The sequence below is a fragment of the Dyadobacter sp. CY347 genome, assembly GCF_021502655.1.
In the GTDB taxonomy this organism is placed as follows: domain Bacteria; phylum Bacteroidota; class Bacteroidia; order Cytophagales; family Spirosomataceae; genus Dyadobacter.
In genome coordinates this window covers 16,304-35,973 of sequence record NZ_JAKFFT010000005.1, presented here as the reverse complement: position 1 = coordinate 35,973, position 19,670 = coordinate 16,304, and the positions used below count along the sequence as shown (strand labels likewise).

The following is a 19,670-nucleotide window of genomic DNA, read 5'->3' as shown; positions in this document are numbered from 1 at the left end:
GAAATTACCATTCGGCAGCGCTTCCATCCGCATGTTTCCAAAGCGGGTTCTTCCAGTTATGTCCTACTTCGGCCATTTTTCGCACCTGCTCTTCATTGATCTCAATGCCCAGGCCAGGGCCGGAAGGGATGTTCACGAAGCCATTTTCGTAAGTAAAAACCGTTTTATCTTCGAGATAATCCATCAGATCATTTCCCTGATTGTAATGGATGCCCAGACTTTGTTCCTGGATAAATGCATTATGACAAGTCGCATCCACTTGGAGGCACGCAGCGAGCGCGATAGGCCCGAGCGGACAATGCGGAGCAGCGGCAACATCGAAAGCCTCGGCCATTGAAAGGATCTTTTTGCATTCGGTAATGCCTCCGGCGTGCGATAGATCCGGCTGGATAATGTCCGCATAACCCTGGGTGAGCAACTCTTTAAACTGCCAGCGGCTGAACATTCTTTCGCCCGTAGCAATCGGGATGCAAGTATGGTTGGCAATTTCACGAAGTGCCTCGTTGTTCTCGGGCAGCACCGGTTCCTCAATAAACATTGGCCTGAATTGCTCCAATTCCTTTGCCAGAACTTTCGCCATCGGCTTGTGCAGACGACCGTGGAAATCAACCCCAATATCCAAAGCATAACCCACCGCCTCGCGAATAGAAGCAACCCGAAGCAAAACGAGGTCGATCTTTTCGTAAGAATCAATGTATTGCATTTCGTCCGTTGCATTCATTTTAATGGCCTTAAAGCCACTATCCAGCGACAATTTCGCCGCAATCGCCACATCCGAAGGCCTATCGCCCCCGATCCATGAATAAACCTTGATCTTATCCCTGCATTTCCCACCAAGCAGCTGGTATACAGGCGCATTGTAAAATTTCCCCTTAATGTCCCAAAGCGCCTGATCAATGCCGGCAATGGCGCTCATCAATATAGGCCCGCCGCGGTAGAAACCACCTCTGTACATGGTGTTCCAATGTCCTTCAATTTCCATCGGATCTTTGCCGATCAGCGTGTCCATCAACTCAATCACCGCCGCTTTCACCGTAGCTGCTTTCCCTTCAATCACCGGCTCACCCCAGCCAATAATGCCTTCATCCGTCTCTATTTTAAGAAATAACCACCTCGGCGGCACCTGAAAAAGCTCGTAACTTCTAATTTTCATCCTGACAATTAATTAATGAAGCATTAAAGGAAATATTTTCCTGTTGTTGATGAAAGCTTTGGAAGAAGATTTTATAATGAGCGGACTAACCAACAAAACACACAAACGCTATCTCAGAGCAATGAATGATTAAAAAACCCCAGCGGGATACAACATCATTGAGAAAAATGACGTATAAGCAAATGAAATCCCGGAGGGATGACACGACGTGCATGACGTTTCATCCCTCCGGGATTTTATTGTTTGGCTGCGAGAAAAGAAAAATTACCGGAAAAATGCGAATGGCAACCGTTAGAAAAATGGAAGTTGGAAATATCTCGATCAGCATCGTTTTTGATTAACTTTACCATTGATCAAAAAATTCTCGACCATGAACAAAATAGCGAAAGTGAAAGCGTCAGAAGTTAGTAATGCCGTAAAGGAGCGAAATAAGATAGGTTCAGTTTCAGAAGATTCTATTTTCGGCAAGATGATTAGTACTAAAAAAAACCTCAAAGCATATTTGAAGGGAGAAATTACAAAATCCGAACTTGAATCAATGGGCATAGAAGTTGGCTGAAATTTACTTATACTGGATAGATCCTAAAACAAGGATTTACCACTTCCACACTATACATGGAATAGAATTCAAAATCATTATCGTCAACGATAGAAGCTGGTTTCCTTATAATCCAGAATTTACAGACGTTTTTACCTTTGAAGTCTCCGCGGTGCCGAAGTCCCGCTTTCGTGACCCAAAAATACAGGCAACTATTACAGACATTGTCTCAAAGAGGATCATTGTCAATCCTGAAATGATCATTACATATCATTGTGACGACGCGGACGGTAAGGCAAGATCCAGAAACCGAAAGTTCGACGCATGGCATCAACTTGTATCCCAAGAGGAAATTCACAAATACAACAGGGAGGTAATTTATCAGGATGAGCTATTTTATTCGTCGCTTCTGATACATAGGGACAACACCAGATACAAACGAGCAATTGAAATCTATTATTCAGGCGACAAGGATGTTACCGACAAGTTTGATTTGGATTAACTTCTATGGCAACGCACAAGGACATTGAGGTTAAACTGTCTGAGAAGTGAATCTGAGGTTTTGAATTTAGGTCTTGCCGGGGCTATATTTGTTCAGCGTCATCAGCCAAACTTTTGCGGGACAATGATTGAGGGTAAATACATCCTGTTTTTCTTTGGTGCACTAGGCGCCTTCAATGGCCTTATTCTGGGCATTTATTTTATTTTTCTTTTTCGTAAACGCAATCTTTCCAGCTTTTTCCTCGGCTGTCTGCTGCTTGCATTGAGCATCCGTATAGGCAAGTCGGTTTTTGCGTACTTCAATCCTGCGTTACCTAAAATTTACCTGCAAATTGGCCTTTCTGCATGTTTTCTGATCGGGCCTGCATTGTTTTATTTTGTCAAATCAACATTGCAACAGACGGTTAGCCCGCCGAAAAGCTGGAAAATAAAGATCGGTATTTTGCTGGCTATCATTGTTGTAGCTGGCGTGCTGGTTCCCTACGCAAGCTATCCGCAGATTTGGAATACATATTTTGCTAAAATAATCTACGCGGTGTGGTTTGGCTATATCATTGCTGCTGGGGTGCAACTTAGGGTATTATGGTCAAATCTGATTAAAAATAACAATGTTAAAAATGCCGAGAAATGGATTCTGGCCATTTTTTCTGCCAATGCAATCGTCTTCATTTCATTTGCTATGGCGCTGTTTTTTGGGCGGATGTACAACACGTATTTTGGCGGTGCGCTTATTTTTTCCTTCGTTTTATACAGCATGGTCTTCATGTATTTGTTGAAAGGAAAGGAAGATCCGTTTGCTATCAACGCCAAGTCCGCAAATAAAAAAGTGAGCGTTGACGAAGCTGCTGCGTCATTACAAAAGCTGGATCAGATCATGGAGCGCGAGGAATTGTTCAAAAATCCGAACCTGACTTTGGGCGAGCTGGCCAAAGCCGTAAATGTAACCCCGCACCTGCTGTCTCAAATATTGAATGACCACGTTGGCAAAAATTTCACCTCTTATATTAATGCGTTTCGCATTGACGAAGCTTGTAAAATGATTGAAGCAAACCGCCCATTCTCACTGGAAGCCATCGGTTATGAGGTTGGTTTTAATTCGAAATCTACTTTTTACGCATCATTTAAGAAACGAAAGGGCACCACGCCACTTGCCTATAAGGAAAAGCTGAGCAAAGCTTCCGTTGTCTAACCATTTGATTGACAAATCTTTGCTCATTACTCTTCGTGCGGATTTATAAATTCGTACACCTGAAAACAGAAGTCCAAACCCCTGCCTGATGCCCCAAGCCTACATTTGAGCTGTTCAATTCCGCATACAGTCTTCAAATGTTAGTCATGCTCAAATTCATTTCCATTTCCCTCGTCCTGATTCTCGGGACATTGTCCCTTCATGCCCAAACCAGCACTCCCGACCCCGTTTCCGACAGCATTAACCTGGCAGGTTATACGCTGACAAAGGATTCGATCCTGTTGAATTCGGTTGTGATAAAGGGCGAAAAAGTTGCTGTACAATATCATTCCGACAAAATGGTGCTGAACATTGCCGGCAACAGCATTTTCAAAACCTCTGCCAATGTGATGGATATCCTCAGAAAAGCGCCCGGTGTCGCCGTCAGTCCAGATGGAACGCTGCTGCTATCGGGACGGAATAATCCAGTTATTTTTATCAATGGTAAGCCCGTAGAAATGAGCGCCGAAGAGTCGCAGGCTTATTTGAATAGTCTTAATCCGGATCAGATTGAGACTATTGAGATTATTAGCAATCCATCATCCCGTTATGACGGGCGCTACAAAGCCATCATTGATATCCGTCTCAAAAGCGACCTTTCAGTGGGCTGGAAGGGCAATTTGAATGCCAGTTTCCGGCAAAACAATTACTCCTATTCCGATAACAGCCTGAACCTTTCTTACAAAACAGAAAAAGTGAACTACACGCTCCGCGGAAGTTATTTGCTCGGTCGGGATTATTACCAATATGACGCGTTGCAACGGCTGGCCAACAAGAATTACCTGACCACAAACACCTGGACTAGGACGTTTAACATCAATCCAATGGTGCAATTAGGAGCAGATTATGCCATCGGAAAAAACCAGCGTCTGGAAGTAACATTGAAAACTTATCAGGCGAACCGCAAACTGGATGCATTCAACACATTGACCTTTACTGATTCGCTGAAACAAAATACCATTGGCATGAACCGGACAGAAAACCGTTCTGCTCCTAAGCAGCGTAATTATTCAGTGAACGCCAGTTATGACATTAACCTAAGGAACGGGAAACTGACTTTTTTTGGATCACTGGCAAAAATCAACAGCCGGCAGAACGAGGACATTCAGATCCGGGATGTGTTCAGGGAGGCATTGAGAAGCTATTGGAAAACGGCCCTCAGAAATGACATTTCAATCCGTAATGTACAATTGGATTATACCAAGAACTTTAAAAAAGCAACGGTTGAAGCGGGTGCCAAATATGTGGCCATTGCAACGAACAATGATCTGAAATACGACACATTAGCGATGAATGGCACGTTTGAGCCGGATGCAGGACGCACAAACCGCTTTCTCTACCGCGAATATATTGCGGCTGCTTATGCTTCTTATTCCTATAAACTCGACAAGTGGGATGTCAGTCTGAGCCTGCGAACGGAGCACACGCGTACGCAGGCCAACTCGGTAACAGAAGGGATATTCAGTGAAAGAAATTATTTCAACTGGCTCCCAGGCGCGAACTTTTCCTATGCATTCAATGCCGATGGGCGACTTGGCCTGGCCTTCACCAGACGCATTACCCGCCCTAATTTTGATCAGCTCAATCCGTTCCGTTTTTATCTGAGTCCGTTGAATTACCGGGTAGGCAATCCGAACCTGCGTCCGTCCATTACTAGCTCAGTTCAATTATCTTACAGTGTTAGAGATTGGACCACAACCTTGTCCCTGGGCCGTGAAAAGGACTTTATGGCCCGCTATCCGGAATACAATCCTGTTACCAATGATTTGCTTTATCTGGGTATGAACCTTCCCTTTAGTGATTTTGCAAGCCTGGAAACGAGCTACACGTTTGCAATTACAAGCTGGTGGAAAGCGACGCATAATGTCCTGATTTATTATAACAAACAAGAAATGCCTTACCTGGGCAAGACCTATGCAGTGGGTGTTACAGATTTCACGATTAACGGCAGTCAGGTTTTCAATCTGCCTGGCGGGTTCACCGTTGATGCGACTTACCGTTATAAATCGAAAAGCGGAAGTAGCTTATACATTGCAAAGTCACAAGGTAACCTGGATTTTGGCTTACAAAAATCTTGGGCACGCGGGAAATTAAGCACCAAACTGAATTTCTACGATGTTTTTTATACGCACCAATACAGGCTCGTTTTTCGGGAAAAATCCATTATTGACAACCAGTTTACACACCGGTATAAAACCCGTCGCCTGGCATTCACATTGACTTATAACTTCGGAAAGGCTGATTATAACATGAAAAGAAGCAGGACGAGCGCAGAGGAAAACCGAGCTGGCAATTAAAGCGCATTGGATGCGGCCACAAAAAAATCACTCACAATCTGCAACGTTTTTAGGGTTGGCTCGTCATTGCGATACCACGAGTTAAAACCCCTAGCCATGAGACAAGTTTTATTTGCAATCGCTTTAATCGCAGCGACTATTTCCAATTCTTTTGCACAACAAATTAAGATTTCTGGTCTGTTGATGGATTCCACCGCGGGGAAGCCTATTGAATTCGCTACAGTGGGGCTTTTAAAAGATGGCAAGATCATTCAAGGCGTCAATTCTGATTCCAAAGGACGGTTTGTTTTTAATAAGGTCGAAAGGGGAGAATATGCAGTGCAGGCTTCCATGATGGGATATGTTTCCAAAACAATTGAGAAGGTTACGGCTGGCGACGAAGACATTGAAACCGGCATTATCAAGCTCGCGCCGACAGTTCAAAATCTCAGTGAAGTGACTGTTACTGAGCAGAAAGCACTGTTCGAAGAGAAGGCAGACCGGATGGTTTACAATGCTGAAAAAGACATTAGTATCAAAGGCGGCGATGCGACAGATGTGCTCAAAAAAATCCCCTCCGTTGCAGTGGACATTGAAGGGAATGTGCAGTTACGCGGAAGCTCGAATATTAAGGTTTTGATCAACAACAAACCGTCCAGCATTGTGGCCCGGAGCGTATCGGATGCATTGAAGCAAATTCCCGCGGACATTATTAAGCAGGTGGAAGTCATAACCTCACCGTCAGCGAAATACGATGCGGAGGGCACAGCCGGGATCATCAACATTATTACCAAGAAAAATACGTTGCGCGGCACGAGCGGATCGATCAGCCCGAATTTCGGACAGTGGAACAACTGGCAAAATGCGAGCATTAACCACCGCATGAAAGCCATTAATATTTCCGCGAACGGAGGTTTCAACGATTGGAAAAACAAGCGTTTCATGCAACTCCGCCGCTCTTTTACAAACGGGGATACACTTATCGATCAGGATCAGCCGCAACGCATCACTGGAACTGGGAGAAATTCTTACGCGACTGTGAATGTAGATTGGGATGTGGATTCGCTGAACAGGATCGGCGCCGGTTTCAATTATTACAATGGGGTAAATACGAATGATTTCAATATAGATTTTACCGAAAGCAGCCTGGGTACGACCAGACAATATTTCCACCGGGATATGAGCCGCACCTACGATTGGGCCGGGGCAACAGTGAACCTCGATTACACGCGCCTGTTTAAAAAACCAAAAAAGGAATTAACGCTGCTTATGATGTATTCCTTTGAAGGTGAGGACAGTGACTATTGGTCCAACCTCCTTAATCGTGAGAATTCGGTTTATTATCGTGAAAAAAGTTACAACATTAGTAACAACAAGGAAGGCACGGTCCAATTGGATTTCACCAATCCGATCGATAGCATCAGCACGCTGGAACTGGGGTCAAAAACGATCTTCCGGCAGATCCTGAGCGATTACCGCATTTCCAGCGCAATTGATGGCTCCACGGATTTCAGGGATATGCCACAGCTGGCGAATATTTTCGATTATGCCCAGCAGGTCACTTCTGCTTATGTCGTATACACCCGGACGCCCAAGAAACGCTGGGGCATAAATCTGGGCGCGCGTTACGAACACACATTCATCCAAGCCGGTTTTTTAAACGGGACAGCTTCATTTTCAAACAATTACGGGAACATTATTCCCAGCATCAGCCTATCGCGCAGCATCAAAAAGGACCAACAACTCAGGCTGAGCTACACACAGCGCATTCAGAGGCCGCAGTTTTTTTACCTGAACCCATATGTAAATCAAGCAGATTCTAAAAACCAGTACGGAGGAAACCCTTATCTCAAACCGGAGCTAACACATTCTATTGAAGCGAATTATAGCGTTTCTATTAAACAAACCAGCTTTAACGCATCTTTCTTTTTACGCCAGACAAACAGTGCTATTGAAAACATCAGCACAGTCGACACCAGCGGCGTACTGACGCAGATTTTCCAGAATGTTGCCCAAAATTCTGCATATGGCCTGAACCTGAGCGCCAACACAAAGATCACCAAACAATGGAGTGTAAATGGCTCACTGAACGTATTTTATAATGTTCTGGAAAGTGAGGAACTGAAAGCGCGTAACGCAGATTGGATGTATAGGGTCAACCTGAATTCGAGCATTGATTTTGGAAAAGGGATCAAGGCGCAGCTGTTTGGATTTTATAATTCTGCGCGGGTTAACCTGCAAGGGAAGTATGGCGGATTCGGATTTTACAACATGGTTTTACAAAAAGAATTACTGAAAAAGAAAGCAACCATTGGTTTTGGTTATGACAATCCTTTCAACCGGAAGATCAAATGGCGGAATGATTTCGTAGGGCCTAATTTTGTACAAATCCAGGACATCGCTATGTATCGCCGCGGCTGGCGCATTAATCTTAAATATGAATTCGGACAAATGACAAGTGGCCCGCGTCAGAAAAAACGGATCAGCAATGATGATAAGAAAGGCGGCGAAGGCAACAACTAGGAGCAAACATTACTCAATATATCGGAAAAACCACGTGATATATGGTTCCCCATGGTGGCATGCTTTTTGACCTTCCCTATCACAATTTGATATTTTCGAACAAACCAGAATATGGGTATGGCCAGCTTTACATTGAAAGAAGATTCCAGTGAAATCGTTATTAACGGCACTGATGTTGAAGAAATAGTCCCTGATGCAGATTTCAGGTTTAGTCTTCTGGTCCTGAAAAACGGTGAAAAGCATTTTGTAACAGGCACAAAAGAGGAAATTGAAAGCAAACTGGAAGCAAACGCATTATAAATGGGAACTATCGAAAATGTAAATCTGGATCACGTCCTGATACATGCAGCACGCGTGGGCGACAATGCTGTGATTGAAGAGATCCTTTCACGGGGAATCAATGTCAACGTCCAGGATGACAAGGGCTATACGCCGCTGATCATTGCCTGTTACAACAATAAATACGAGACTGCAAAACTGCTGCTGGAAGCTGGCGCAGATGTAAATGGCTTTGATTTTGGTAAAAATACAGCATTGATGGGCGTCTCATTCAAAGGCTACCCTGAGATCGCTGAACTGCTTATTGATAATGGTGCCGACTTGAATATGCAACATGGAAACGGCGGAACGGCATTGATGTTCGCAGCGATGTTTGGGCGAAATGAGTTGGTTAAGCTGCTCCTGGCAAGAGGTGCCGACAAAACACTTCTCGACGCGCGGGGCTTGTCGGTCTACGACCTGGCTTTACAACAAGGTAACCATGAAGCGATTGCGGTTTTGGAATCTTGAATCACAGGTTAGTGAAGTCACCATTTAAATGTCCGAGGTTTCATGTCTTTTCGGGTAATGTCGGTAAATTTTAGGGGTAAAATGCTTTTCTATATTAGCAGAAACAAAAACCTTTACGACGACCGAACATGAGCCAGATCAGAAAAGAAGACATTAAGCAGGAAGTTTTTGACCTTTACGACGACTACGCCCACGACCGGATTGACAGGCGAAATTTCATGCAGAATCTGTCGGCGTATGCAGTCGGCGGTGTTACTGTGGCATCGCTCATGAGCTTCCTGATGCCGGATTACCAGGGCACTATCCAGGTTCAGCCGAATGATCCAAGGTTGAAATCGGATTATATCAATTATGATTCTCCAAAGGGCGGAAAAAATATTAAAGCACTCCTTTCAAAACCCGACGGCGCTACCGGAAAACTTGGCGGCGTGATCGTGGTGCATGAAAACCGTGGCCTGAACCCGTACATTGAAGATGTAGGCAGAAGGGCTGCATTGGCCGGATTTATTTCCATCGCACCGGATGCATTGACACCGCTGGGCGGCTATCCCGGAAATGATGATAAGGGGCGTGAAATGCAGAGCAAACGGGATAGGAATGAAATGCTGGAAGATTTTATCGCAGCATTTGATTACCTGAAAAACCACAAGGACTGCAACGGCAAAATCGGCGTTGTAGGCTTCTGCTTTGGCGGCGCTATTGCCAATTCCATGGCCGTCAGGGTGCCGGAACTTGCTGCATCCGTGCCTTTTTACGGCGGTCAGCCCGCTGCTGAGGATGTGCCAAAAATAAAAGCGCCGCTACTGCTGCACTACGCGAGCCTGGATACGCGTGTGAATGAAGGATGGCCTGCGTATGAAAAAGCTTTGAAAGAAAATAACAAGGAATACACGGCCTACATGTATCCCGATGCAAACCACGGCTTTCATAACGACAGCACTCCCCGATACGACAAGGCAGCCGCCGAACTAGCCTGGAAGCGTACGATCGACTTTTTCAAGCAGAAGTTAGCTTAGCTTTGTCACCAGCCATGATCTCTTACCCTGCTAATTTTGATCCAGCCCTGTTAGGAAAGCGCTTTGGAAAGATATTTGCATGAACTAAAATCAGGAATATCAACAAGAAAACGAATGTCGGAACTACAACTTACGGGCTTGCAGAAGCGGGCTTCGAAATACATTGATAAAGCGATTGCGTACCAGGTTCGGCCAGGCGAAATGATCGAGGGGCATTTTATTGGTTTTGACAAAACAAACATTGACCGCGCCGTTATACAAATGTCGAATGCTGCCGACAGGACCACTTTACCCCTAATGACTGTGGTAAATTACTTTGAAGGAGTTGAAGACGACGAAGAAAAGGAAAAATAATTTGCCAGGAATTGTGCTGGCAAATTATTCAGATTGAATAGACTTTTTAATGTTGCACCTTATCCTTTGACTTTTGTTTTAGCCATTCTGAACTCCCCAAACACTCACGGACCGCCCGTTCACGTGGAATTCTGCATGGCCATCCTCACCTATCACCACCGGTTCCTGAACAAAATTCAAATAATCCACAAAAGTTTTCCCTGCGTGCTGCTCGCCTACGAACATTGTTTTTGAAGCATTTTCATGATTTGAGATCAAAACCGCGCATGCTGAATTTTCATGTGCATCATCTCCTTCACGAGTCCATCCAATGCAGTTAAGTTCATCCAGATAATCATGCTGGGTGCCGTAAGCCAGCTTTTTCCTAACATATAGCAGCGCTTCGAGGACATCCAGTTTGAGCAATGTAATCTCATGCTCCTCCTCATCATTTCCCTTATCCTTGTATTTTGAACCATACAGATCGGTGTAAAAAATGCAGGGATAACCCGCTTCACGGAGGAGGATAATAGCATAAGCCATCGGCCTGAACCAGCCTTCAACGGTTTGTTCCAATGATTGCAGCGGCTGTGTATCATGGTTTTCTACCAATGTTACAGCCAGCTCCGGCATGGTCAGGACCAGCGTATCGTTCAGGATTGTCCGGAGATCGTAATGTTCATTTTCTTTGGAAGCCCTGAAAAAATTGGCTTGTAACGGCGCGTCAAAAAGGGAAACCCGCTTGTCGGTCGCTTCAATGTAAGCCAGCATGGAACCCAGGTCATATGGTGCCCAGTATTCACCCACTGTATAAAACTCCTTTTGATATTTTCCACGCAAATGGTCCAGCCACTCATTAAAGAACGCGGGATCCATGTGTTTGATCGCATCCAGCCTAAATCCATCGCAGTTGACAGTTTCGACAAACCATTCTCCCCAGTTTTTGAGCTCTTGCCGTACATGCGGATTACGGAATTCAATGTCGGAAAGCATCAGGTAATCGTAGTTTCCGTTTTCCAGATCAAGCACATCCTGCCAGCCGTCGCCATATTGATTCTGAATGCTGTAAATTGCATTTTGCTCAGTTGAGGCATTATAATCCACACCCGAAAAACATTGGTAATCCCACACAAATTGTGAGTACTGCCCTGCCCTGCCGGGAAATGTAAATTTGGTGTAAGCTTCGATTTCAAAAGTATCGCTCACAAATTCGTTGCGGTTTTCCGGCGTCACTTCTTTTACAGGCACCGGTTCCTTTTCGTCGGCCCCGCCCATATGGTTCAAAACAATGTCACAATAAACCTGCAAACCTGCCTCCTGACCGGCTGCAATGGCCTCGATCAACTCTTGTTTTGTGCCGTATTTTGTTCTTACTGAACCTTTTTGATCAAATTCTCCCAGGTCATACAAGTCGTAAGAATCGTAACCGGAGGAATCCGCTCCTTCCATTCCCTTGTGTGCGGGCGGCAACCACACCGAATCAATGCCCAGATTTTTGAGCCGTGCAGCCTCATTCTTAAAATGTTTCCATAGCGATCCATCCGCGGGATAGTACCATTCGAAGAATTGAAGCATTGTAAAATTTTCCATATACTGTCAATGAAGTGCTGCGGGGTTTAATGCAGCTGGTTTGGGTCTTTAAATAATTATACCGGCGCAGAAAGCAAGGCTGGGATCCCTGGTTGCGTGGTTATACTAAAATTGAAAGTAAATTAAAATTATTATATATATTATTTGATAAATTTATCATTACTTCGCAATTGAGCGCAATAAAAGTGATGAGGCTAGACGAACAGGAATACTGGAAGGAAATGTGCGGGGGGAATGCTGCGGCCTTTGAAAAGCTGTACAGTTACTTTGCAAATGATTTATTTCGGTATGGTTACAGGGTCTGCACCAATTACGAACTCGTCCAGGACAGTATTCAAGACCTTTTTCTGCACCTTTGGAACAAACGCTCCCAACTGCGTGAAGTAGCGTCGCCCCGATTTTATTTGTACAGATCATTAAGAAACAAGCTGATCCGTTCTTCCGAATCCGACCGCTTCGTTTTCAGCGCCGACGGCGACCTGGCAGACAACTGGTTCCCCAACGAAAAAGACATTGAGACCAGCTGGATCATGGACGAAAATAACCGGATCCAGCTCGAAATGCTCCATGAAGCACTGCAAAAACTGCCTATCCGCCAGCAGGAAGCCATTCAGCTCCGCTATTACCACGATTTTTCCGCAGATGAAATCGCCAGGATCATGAATATTAATACGCAATCTGTCAGAAACCTGCAAAACCGCGCCATGCAGCAATTACGCGCAGAACTGCCGTTTTTTCCAGTTTCGATGTTGGTGGTGGCTCTTTTGACTTAAATCGAATTATTTCAACATTTTTTGTAATTTAATGAGTACGTTTTTCTTGTGCTTGTATCTGTCAAGATATGGACCAGGAACAAATGCACCGTTACGCGGGCTTTACGCTTCGCGATTTTATTCAGGACGACAGATTTATCCAATGGGTTAAATATCCCGATGCGCAGGGCATGCAATATTGGGATGCGGTCAGGAAAGCGTATCCGCACCAATCGTCTGTTATGGACCATGCCGCGAACCTGATCCATGCGCTTGCTGCCTTCCATACGGATGTCCCCGAAGCGGAAATTGAGAAAGCCAGGCAGGCGATTTTTGATAACATTGAAGAGGAAAAACCTGCGCCGGTCAGCAGACGGCTTATTTATTTCTCCATTGCCGCTTCTGTGTTAATTCTGCTTGGCATAGCTGTTTGGTTCAGGCCCCAGGTGACCGTGATGCCCATTGCGAAAAAGGCAATAAACGGGTCTCAGGGTCAAACGGAGCGCGTCAATAACGGATTGCAGGCAGAGGTGATAGCGCTATCCGAAGGCAGCACGATCACATTAGCTCCCCACAGCCGTGTAAAATACACATTGGAAAGTGACGACCGGCGTGAGGTTTACCTTCAAGGCGAAGCCGTTTTTAATGTAACCAAAAATGCAGAAAAACCTTTTTATGTGTATGCCAATGGTTTGGTAACCAAGGTTTTAGGCACTCAGTTCAAAATCCTGGCCTATCCTGACGATGATGTTAAAGTGGAAGTAAGCTCAGGCCGTGTGCGTGTATACAGCTCCGAAACCGGCAGAGAGCATGCAGAAACGGAAGGATTGACATTAACCCCCAATCAAAAAGCGGTTTATACCAAAAAAGACCAGTTGCTCACCCGCATGGTCGTGGCACAACCCAAAGTCCTGATCACGGCGGAACAGCTGAAAACCTATACGTATACCGATACACCGATCTCCAAAATCTTCGAGGGCCTGGAAGACATTTACGGCATTAAGGTTATTTACGACAAAGAAACATTCAAGAATTGCAGGCTGAATATGTCACTTTCCGACGAATCGCTTTTTGAGAAGCTGGAACTGATCGGAAAGGTGGTGGACGCGCGGTATAACGTCATCGACGGGCAGGTCATCTTCATCGGACAAGGCTGCACGGAATAACATGAAACATCTGAACCTAAACCCTTTACCTATCATGAAACAGCAAGGACCGTAAACACTCCATCTGAAAAAACTGAACCGGTAATGCAGCAACATTACCGGTCCGGGAAATTTGAGGTTACTGGCAGCAACCAGACACCAATGTTTTGTTTTTCCACTTCAAAACCTATTTAAATTAATGAACAAAAAATTACTAAACCAAGCCTTTCTGTACCAGCTTATGAAAAGGTCATTATTGCAGCTAACCCTAGCGGTGATGTGTACGGGAATTTCCCTCGCCCATTCCACGAAAGCGCAGAATGTGCTTTCACGGCCGGTTAAAATACACGTCAAAAACCAGTCGTTCGATAAGACGCTGCTGGCGATTGAAAAGAAAGCCAACGTAAAATTCGCATACAGGTCTACCCTGCCCAAGCCTGAAAACACGTTCAGCTTCGAGTCCTCCGGGGAGCAGCTTTCGGATGTGCTCGACCGGTTTTTTAACCCGCTTCGCATTCAGTATGAAGTGTCGGGTGAGCACATTGTTTTGCGCAAGGCCAGTCAGCAGCACATTGATATGCTTGCTTCCAAGCCCATTTCCAAAGAGCGGACCCTGACCGGAAAGATCACCGACGATAAATCGGAGCCGCTTCCCGGTGTGAGCGTTATCGTAAAAGGAACCCAGCGCGGAACCATCAGCAACACCGACGGCGGATACTCCATTGCGCTTCCCGACGGTGATGTTTCCCTGGTGTTCTCCTTCGTGGGCTACCTCAACCAGGAAATTGTGGTGTCGTCCCAAACCGTGCTGGATGTTTCCCTGCAAGTGGATAACAAAGCACTGGACGAAGTGGTGGTTGTGGGTTACGGCACGCAGAAAAAACGTGACGTTTCAACAGCCATATCATCCGTTTCGAGCCGTGATTTGAAAGACAAACCTATGGCGAACTTCGCTGCTGCGATGGCCGGGAAAATGGCAGGTGTTAAAATTGCCAATTCCAACACAGCGCCCGGCGGCGGAACCAACATTCGTATACGCGGCGTGAGCTCCATTAATGCAAGCAACAATCCGTTGATCGTGATCGATGGTTTTCCTTTGAAAGATGGTTTCAACAAAGATGAAAATCCTTTGAATGGGATCAATGTAGCTGATATTGAATCTATTGAAGTCCTAAAAGATGCTTCGTCCAGCGCCATTTACGGAACCCAGGCTGCAAACGGGGTGATACTGATCACGACTAAAAAAGGAAAGAAAGGCAAGCCAACATTAAGCATTAACGCAAGTCATGGCTTCGACCGGATGATCAACAAAATTGACGTGCTCCATGGCGACGATTTCCTGAAATATCTGGACGACGCACGTGCGAACGCCTACATTGTGGAAGACCCGAATTTTGGAACGGATAACCTGGACGCGCCGCAATGGCAATGGACAGATTCTCCCGAAAAGCGTATTGAAAACTGGAAGAGATATTCAAGCAATGCCGCGGGTATGGCGGCTCCGGGAAACCTTTTTTATCGCTGGATCACGGTTAGTGATACCATTTACAAAATGCCTTATGATACCGACTGGCAGGACCTGATTACACAAACAGGCAAAGTAACAGACGTTCAGTTATCAGCTTCCGGAGGGACGGACAATGTGAACTACATGATCTCAGGCGGCTTTTTTGATCAGAAAGGGATCGTAATGAACTCGGATTACAAGCGTTTTTCATTCCGTGCCAACATTGACCTGAAACTGACAAACCGCATTCGTGCAGGATTGTTGCTGGCGCCAACGCTCGAAAATTCCAATGTGATCCCGAACATTGAAGGCGGAAGCAACAGCAACCCTTTCTACAATGCCGTTGCTATGCCGCCAATTTGGAATGCAACAAACGCCAGCGGAGATCCCGTGTTTTACGGAAATACTCTTTTGGATCCCTGGGACTGGAACTTTGCATTTTTTATCAACCCATTGCATTTGTTCCAAAAGCAGGATAAGCGACGGAATTTCAAGAACCTTTCAACCCTATACGGTGAAATTGATATTGTAAAAGGCCTGAAATTCCGCTCAGAGTTCCATACTGAATATCGTTACCGGGAACGGGATTATTTCAATCCGAGCTCAGTACCAACGGCTTCGGCGACATTTTCAAGATCGCAGGGCATTAATGAAACCAATAATCGCTTATATTGGAACTCGCAGAATTTCCTGACCTATCAAAGAGAATTTGGAAAGCATTCGGTAAGCGCGGTGGCAGGTTATTCTGTGGAAGAATCGCAATTCAGGAATTCTTACCTGATGAAATACGACTATCCTACGGACCTCATCCCAACATTAAATCAACCGATTACCATTCTGAACCCCCAAACCGACGCGCGGACAAACCGTTCCAGCGAGGCGATGATCGGAAGTTTCGGCCGGGTCATGTATAATTATGCAGGAAAATATTATCTGACAGGAAGTATCCGCCGTGATGGTTCATCGAAATTTGGCCAGGACAAAAAATGGGGCGTATTTCCATCTGTGTCAACAGCCTGGCGTATATCGGATGAAGCATTTTTTGTTCCTTTACAAAAATACATTAATGACCTGAAAATTCGTGGTGGATGGGGCATTATTGGAAATGCAGGAATTGATAACTATCTGGCATTAAGCACATTGAATGCTTCTTCTTATGTCTTGGGAGCTGGATCGGCCGTTTCCCCATCCTATACCGAAGGCAAAATTGCAAACTCTTCATTAGGCTGGGAATCTACAACCGACTGGGGCGCTGGCGTGGATGCTGAATTGCTTAATAACCGCATTGCGCTTACCGTAGACTACTTTTATCGTCATACCAAAAACATGCTCTTCAGTATGCCGTTGCCTGTGGTTACGGGATTTGGTTCGTATATGGCCAACATTGGAGCCATGCGCAACCGTGGTTTTGAATATTCCATCACCACCCGAAACCTCGTTGGACAGCTGAAATGGACGACCAATGCCAACCTCTCGTATTACAGAAACCGCGTGCTGGATATTGGCAAAGACAAACGCCCGTTGCTTAACAATGATGGTTACACCACGGAAGGCCGCCCGATTGCAGGCATTTACGGAGCAAGTTACCTAGGCCCTTACCGTGATTGGGAAGATGTTAAAACATCGCCCATTGTGAACGCAAACAACCCAAGCTGGCGCTTCCGTTCAAGCCCGGGAACACCCAAACTGGCCGACGTGAACGGCGACGGGATCATTGACGCAAGTGATAATACGATCATCGGCTCAGCCATTCCAGATTTTGTATGGGGTATGACCAACTCATTCGAATACAAGGGAATAGACCTTACCGTGCAGGTGAACGGGACGCAGGGCGGTGACATTTCCATGCGTCAGATGGAAAACATTTATGGAAGAGGCACCGGACAGAACAACACAACTGTGGACTATTTCGAGAACTACTGGACGCCTACAAACCCAGGTGGCAAGTACACGGCGCCAAGCCGGAAATCTTACGACGGCACCAACCTGAGCGGTTCGCTTCTGTACAAGGGCACATTTGTCAATATCCAGAACATTTCACTGGGTTACACGGTGCCGCAAGCCATTGTAGACCGATTGAAACTGGCGCGGCTTCGGATATATGCCACGGCGATCAACGCATTTTACATTACCAAGTTCCCGGGTTATAATCCAGAGGCTAACTTCCAGGGCGACAACTCCTTGTCCCAGGGAATCAACCGCGAATCCTATCCTATGTCCCGTTCGATCTCATTCGGTGTTAACCTGTCCTTTTAAACTGATATAAGAAAATGAAGAAGATATTTCTGGTACTAATCGCTGCCACTTTACTTATTTCCTGTTCCGAGGATTTCCTGGACAGGCAGCCGGAAGATGCGCTGTCGCCTGCAAGTTTTTATAAAAATCCGGCCGAAATGAAGACAGGTCTGGTGGGGGTTTATAAAGTATTGCAAAGCATTTATAACCAAGGCGATCTGCCGCTTATTCCGGAACTCATGTCCGATGACGGCAAAGACCGGTTCCGGACGGACGTTTGGCAAACATTCAAAAAAACGAACGGAAATTCCCAGTCGGGCATTTGGACCAATAATTACAAAATGATCGCCAATGCAAACAGCCTCATTGAGATCATGGACAAATACCAAGCCAAAGATGCCAGCGAGGAGAAAACCATTATGGCATTCAAGGCAGAAGCATCATTTTTGCGTGCATTGGGCTATTTCAATTTGGTCCGCATTTATGGGGCCGTTCCGCTGGTTTCCAGTTCATTTCCTGATTTGTCCAAAGCATTTGGCATCGGCCGCACGCCTGCCGATGAGATTTATACCAAACAGATCATTCCAGACCTGGAATTTGCCGTTGCGAACTGCTTGAAAAAAACAGAACTGAAAGGTGAAGAAGCAAGGGCTTCGAAAGGCGCTGCGCTGACAATGTTGGGCAAAGTGCATTTAACGATGAACAACCATGCAAAGGCGGCCGAAGTTTTGAAAAGGCTTGTGGTGGACAATGAAGCGGGCAATTACTCCCTTTTAGCCAATTATCCGGACGTTTTCCTGGCGACCAACAAATTCCATGCAGAGTCTATTTTTGAAGTGAATTTCAATGTTACTGCCGGTCAGCCGAGTTATTGGTTTAGATGGGTAAACAATGATGTCGGGTTGATCTGGGGCGTAGCGGGCGCTTCCAACCTTTTGGTAGAACATAACCTGATGCGCGAATTTGTAAACACCGGGGAAACAGTTCGTTACAAAACAACAATCGACTCGGGTTACATCGCATCCAGCACCATTCCCATTCAGGCCTGGGTGATCAAACATTCCCCTGCCCCCGCCCAGCTGAAAGCGTATAACAACACGGGAACCGACAACAATTATGTCATCACGCGCTATGCAGACGCATTGCTGATGTATGCGGAAGCACTCATGGTAACCGGAAAAGCTACCGAGGCATTGACCTACGTAAACCAAGTCCGGGTACGGGCAAAAGTGCCCGCATTAACCGCCGCGCAACTGAACATCGACGCCATTTTGCACGAACGAAGAATGGAGCTTGCTTTCGAAGGACATCGCTATTTTGACCTTGTACGGACCGGAAAAGCCGTTTCTGTGCTTACAAAGGCCATTATGACACCGATTGATTACGACACGAACATTGCCATCTCAGGCCCGATCCCCGAAGAACAGCTGATACTGCCGATCCCGGTGGGCGAAATTGAGAAAGATCAGACATTACCACAAAATCCAGGTTACTAACATTCAACTGAGCTAATAAAAATGAAAGATATGTTTTGCAAAATCGCGCTCGGGCTTTTCGCAGGAATGCTGCTCACTTCATGCCTGAAAGAGGACATTGTGGCCACGCCGGGAATGAACGGCGTCAAATTCTATGTGGCCGATGCAAACGGGAAAGATTCACTGGTTACGCAGCCTATCAAAGGAAAATCTGTAAAAATTGTGGTGGACAGCGATGCGGACATGTGTTCGGTATGGCCGGGAGGCACGCGTGAGATCATGAAGAAAAAAATAAGCGTGAATGGCACGTTCCCCGACTCCGTGGACATGTTCAACCACCCTATCCTCGTCAAAAGCGACCAATATTCCGACTATGGCCTGGTAGGCGCGAAAGGCCTGAAAACAACCCTTTCCAACGAAGGCTGGTATTGCTCCTACACCTATCCCCAGGCCGGCGAATTCAACCTGGTCGTAGTTGTCACCAATCACGGCTACAACACCAACGACTTTAGACCCGCCGTCATCGAAGTCGGGAAGTTGCAGGTGAAGTAACGCAAGCAGGATAGCGGTTTTTGCTATCACAGTATGTTCCTCAAAACCAAACGATCC

The 19,670-nt window shown here is 45.8% G+C and carries 16 protein-coding genes; 14 read left to right on the top strand and 2 right to left on the bottom strand.

Going from position 1 to position 19,670, the window contains the following annotated elements; genetic code table 11:
• Positions 1–4: 4 nt before the first annotated feature.
• Entirely contained in the window at positions 5–1,153 is a 1,149-nt protein-coding gene (gene dgoD, locus L0659_RS14505) for a galactonate dehydratase (protein WP_235126933.1), read from the bottom strand.
• 370 nt (positions 1,154–1,523) lie between these two features.
• Here dgoD and L0659_RS14500 point away from each other — a divergent pair, with 370 nt between their 5' ends.
• From L0659_RS14500 to L0659_RS14460, 9 genes are all read left to right on the top strand, one after another.
• The gene (locus L0659_RS14500) at positions 1,524–1,712 is read left to right on the top strand and encodes a hypothetical protein (RefSeq protein WP_235126931.1); all 189 of its coding nucleotides are present in this window, start codon (positions 1,524–1,526) and stop codon (positions 1,710–1,712) included.
• Positions 1,705–2,193, top strand: coding sequence for a DUF6169 family protein (locus tag L0659_RS14495; RefSeq protein WP_235126929.1), 489 nt, complete (start codon positions 1,705–1,707; stop codon positions 2,191–2,193). The genes L0659_RS14500 and L0659_RS14495 overlap by 8 nt, the downstream gene beginning before the upstream one ends.
• A 123-nt stretch (positions 2,194–2,316) precedes the next feature.
• Positions 2,317–3,381 (top strand): AraC family transcriptional regulator, encoded by a 1,065-nt coding sequence (locus tag L0659_RS14490; RefSeq protein ID WP_235126926.1) that lies wholly within the window; start codon positions 2,317–2,319, stop codon positions 3,379–3,381.
• 146 nt (positions 3,382–3,527) lie between these two features.
• The gene (locus tag L0659_RS14485) at positions 3,528–5,717 is read left to right on the top strand and encodes an outer membrane beta-barrel family protein (RefSeq protein WP_235126924.1); all 2,190 of its coding nucleotides are present in this window, start codon (positions 3,528–3,530) and stop codon (positions 5,715–5,717) included.
• Between the two features lie 96 nt (positions 5,718–5,813).
• Positions 5,814–8,219 carry a TonB-dependent receptor domain-containing protein gene (locus L0659_RS14480; protein ID WP_235126921.1) on the top strand — a complete coding sequence of 802 codons (2,406 nt, stop codon included), beginning with the start codon at positions 5,814–5,816 and terminating at the stop codon, positions 8,217–8,219.
• A gap of 117 nt (positions 8,220–8,336) precedes the next feature.
• On the top strand, positions 8,337–8,519 hold the full coding sequence (locus L0659_RS14475) for a hypothetical protein (protein ID WP_235126919.1): 183 nt from the start codon (positions 8,337–8,339) through the stop codon (positions 8,517–8,519).
• Positions 8,520–9,008 (top strand): ankyrin repeat domain-containing protein, encoded by a 489-nt coding sequence (locus L0659_RS14470; protein WP_235126917.1) that lies wholly within the window; start codon positions 8,520–8,522, stop codon positions 9,006–9,008.
• A gap of 128 nt (positions 9,009–9,136) precedes the next feature.
• The gene (locus L0659_RS14465) at positions 9,137–10,024 is read left to right on the top strand and encodes a dienelactone hydrolase family protein (protein ID WP_235126916.1); all 888 of its coding nucleotides are present in this window, start codon (positions 9,137–9,139) and stop codon (positions 10,022–10,024) included.
• A gap of 114 nt (positions 10,025–10,138) precedes the next feature.
• Complete coding sequence (locus L0659_RS14460) at positions 10,139–10,378, top strand: hypothetical protein (protein WP_235126915.1); 240 nt, start codon at positions 10,139–10,141, stop codon at positions 10,376–10,378.
• A 78-nt stretch (positions 10,379–10,456) separates the two neighbouring features.
• Here the strand turns inward: L0659_RS14460 and L0659_RS14455 are convergent, their stop codons facing one another.
• Positions 10,457–11,947: an alpha-amylase gene (locus L0659_RS14455; protein WP_235126914.1), complete on the bottom strand. Its 1,491-nt coding sequence runs from the start codon at positions 11,945–11,947 to the stop codon at positions 10,457–10,459.
• A gap of 188 nt (positions 11,948–12,135) precedes the next feature.
• On the opposite strand from L0659_RS14455, the gene L0659_RS14450 reads away from it, so the two are divergent.
• The 5 genes from L0659_RS14450 to L0659_RS14430 all read left to right on the top strand — a co-directional run bounded on the left by L0659_RS14450 (position 12,136) and on the right by L0659_RS14430 (position 19,613).
• Entirely contained in the window at positions 12,136–12,720 is a 585-nt protein-coding gene (locus tag L0659_RS14450) for an RNA polymerase sigma factor (RefSeq protein WP_235126912.1), read from the top strand.
• Between the two features lie 68 nt (positions 12,721–12,788).
• Entirely contained in the window at positions 12,789–13,865 is a 1,077-nt protein-coding gene (locus L0659_RS14445) for a FecR family protein (protein WP_235126911.1), read from the top strand.
• A gap of 220 nt (positions 13,866–14,085) precedes the next feature.
• Positions 14,086–17,607 carry a TonB-dependent receptor gene (locus L0659_RS14440; RefSeq protein WP_235126907.1) on the top strand — a complete coding sequence of 1,174 codons (3,522 nt, stop codon included), beginning with the start codon at positions 14,086–14,088 and terminating at the stop codon, positions 17,605–17,607.
• A gap of 14 nt (positions 17,608–17,621) precedes the next feature.
• The gene (locus L0659_RS14435; protein WP_235126906.1) at positions 17,622–19,082 is read left to right on the top strand and encodes a RagB/SusD family nutrient uptake outer membrane protein; all 1,461 of its coding nucleotides are present in this window, start codon (positions 17,622–17,624) and stop codon (positions 19,080–19,082) included.
• Between the two features lie 30 nt (positions 19,083–19,112).
• On the top strand, positions 19,113–19,613 hold the full coding sequence (locus tag L0659_RS14430) for a hypothetical protein (RefSeq protein WP_235126904.1): 501 nt from the start codon (positions 19,113–19,115) through the stop codon (positions 19,611–19,613).
• Positions 19,614–19,670 lie beyond the last annotated feature (57 nt).

Bases quoted from the DNA above. Each gene is read 5' to 3' on its own strand.
- L0659_RS14455 (WP_235126914.1), bottom strand. From the start codon at position 11,947: ATGGAAAATTTTACAATGCTTCAATTCTTCGAATGGTACTATCCCGCG.
- dgoD (WP_235126933.1), bottom strand. From the start codon at position 1,153: ATGAAAATTAGAAGTTACGAGCTTTTTCAGGTGCCGCCGAGGTGGTTA.
- L0659_RS14440 (WP_235126907.1), top strand. From the start codon at position 14,086: ATGAAAAGGTCATTATTGCAGCTAACCCTAGCGGTGATGTGTACGGGA.
- L0659_RS14435 (WP_235126906.1), top strand. From the start codon at position 17,622: ATGAAGAAGATATTTCTGGTACTAATCGCTGCCACTTTACTTATTTCC.
- L0659_RS14445 (WP_235126911.1), top strand. From the start codon at position 12,789: ATGGACCAGGAACAAATGCACCGTTACGCGGGCTTTACGCTTCGCGAT.
- L0659_RS14460 (WP_235126915.1), top strand. From the start codon at position 10,139: ATGTCGGAACTACAACTTACGGGCTTGCAGAAGCGGGCTTCGAAATAC.
- L0659_RS14480 (WP_235126921.1), top strand. From the start codon at position 5,814: ATGAGACAAGTTTTATTTGCAATCGCTTTAATCGCAGCGACTATTTCC.
- L0659_RS14500 (WP_235126931.1), top strand. From the start codon at position 1,524: ATGAACAAAATAGCGAAAGTGAAAGCGTCAGAAGTTAGTAATGCCGTA.
- L0659_RS14475 (WP_235126919.1), top strand. From the start codon at position 8,337: ATGGCCAGCTTTACATTGAAAGAAGATTCCAGTGAAATCGTTATTAAC.
- L0659_RS14485 (WP_235126924.1), top strand. From the start codon at position 3,528: ATGCTCAAATTCATTTCCATTTCCCTCGTCCTGATTCTCGGGACATTG.
- L0659_RS14450 (WP_235126912.1), top strand. From the start codon at position 12,136: ATGAGGCTAGACGAACAGGAATACTGGAAGGAAATGTGCGGGGGGAAT.
- L0659_RS14465 (WP_235126916.1), top strand. From the start codon at position 9,137: ATGAGCCAGATCAGAAAAGAAGACATTAAGCAGGAAGTTTTTGACCTT.
- L0659_RS14490 (WP_235126926.1), top strand. From the start codon at position 2,317: ATGATTGAGGGTAAATACATCCTGTTTTTCTTTGGTGCACTAGGCGCC.
- L0659_RS14470 (WP_235126917.1), top strand. From the start codon at position 8,520: ATGGGAACTATCGAAAATGTAAATCTGGATCACGTCCTGATACATGCA.
- L0659_RS14430 (WP_235126904.1), top strand. From the start codon at position 19,113: ATGTTTTGCAAAATCGCGCTCGGGCTTTTCGCAGGAATGCTGCTCACT.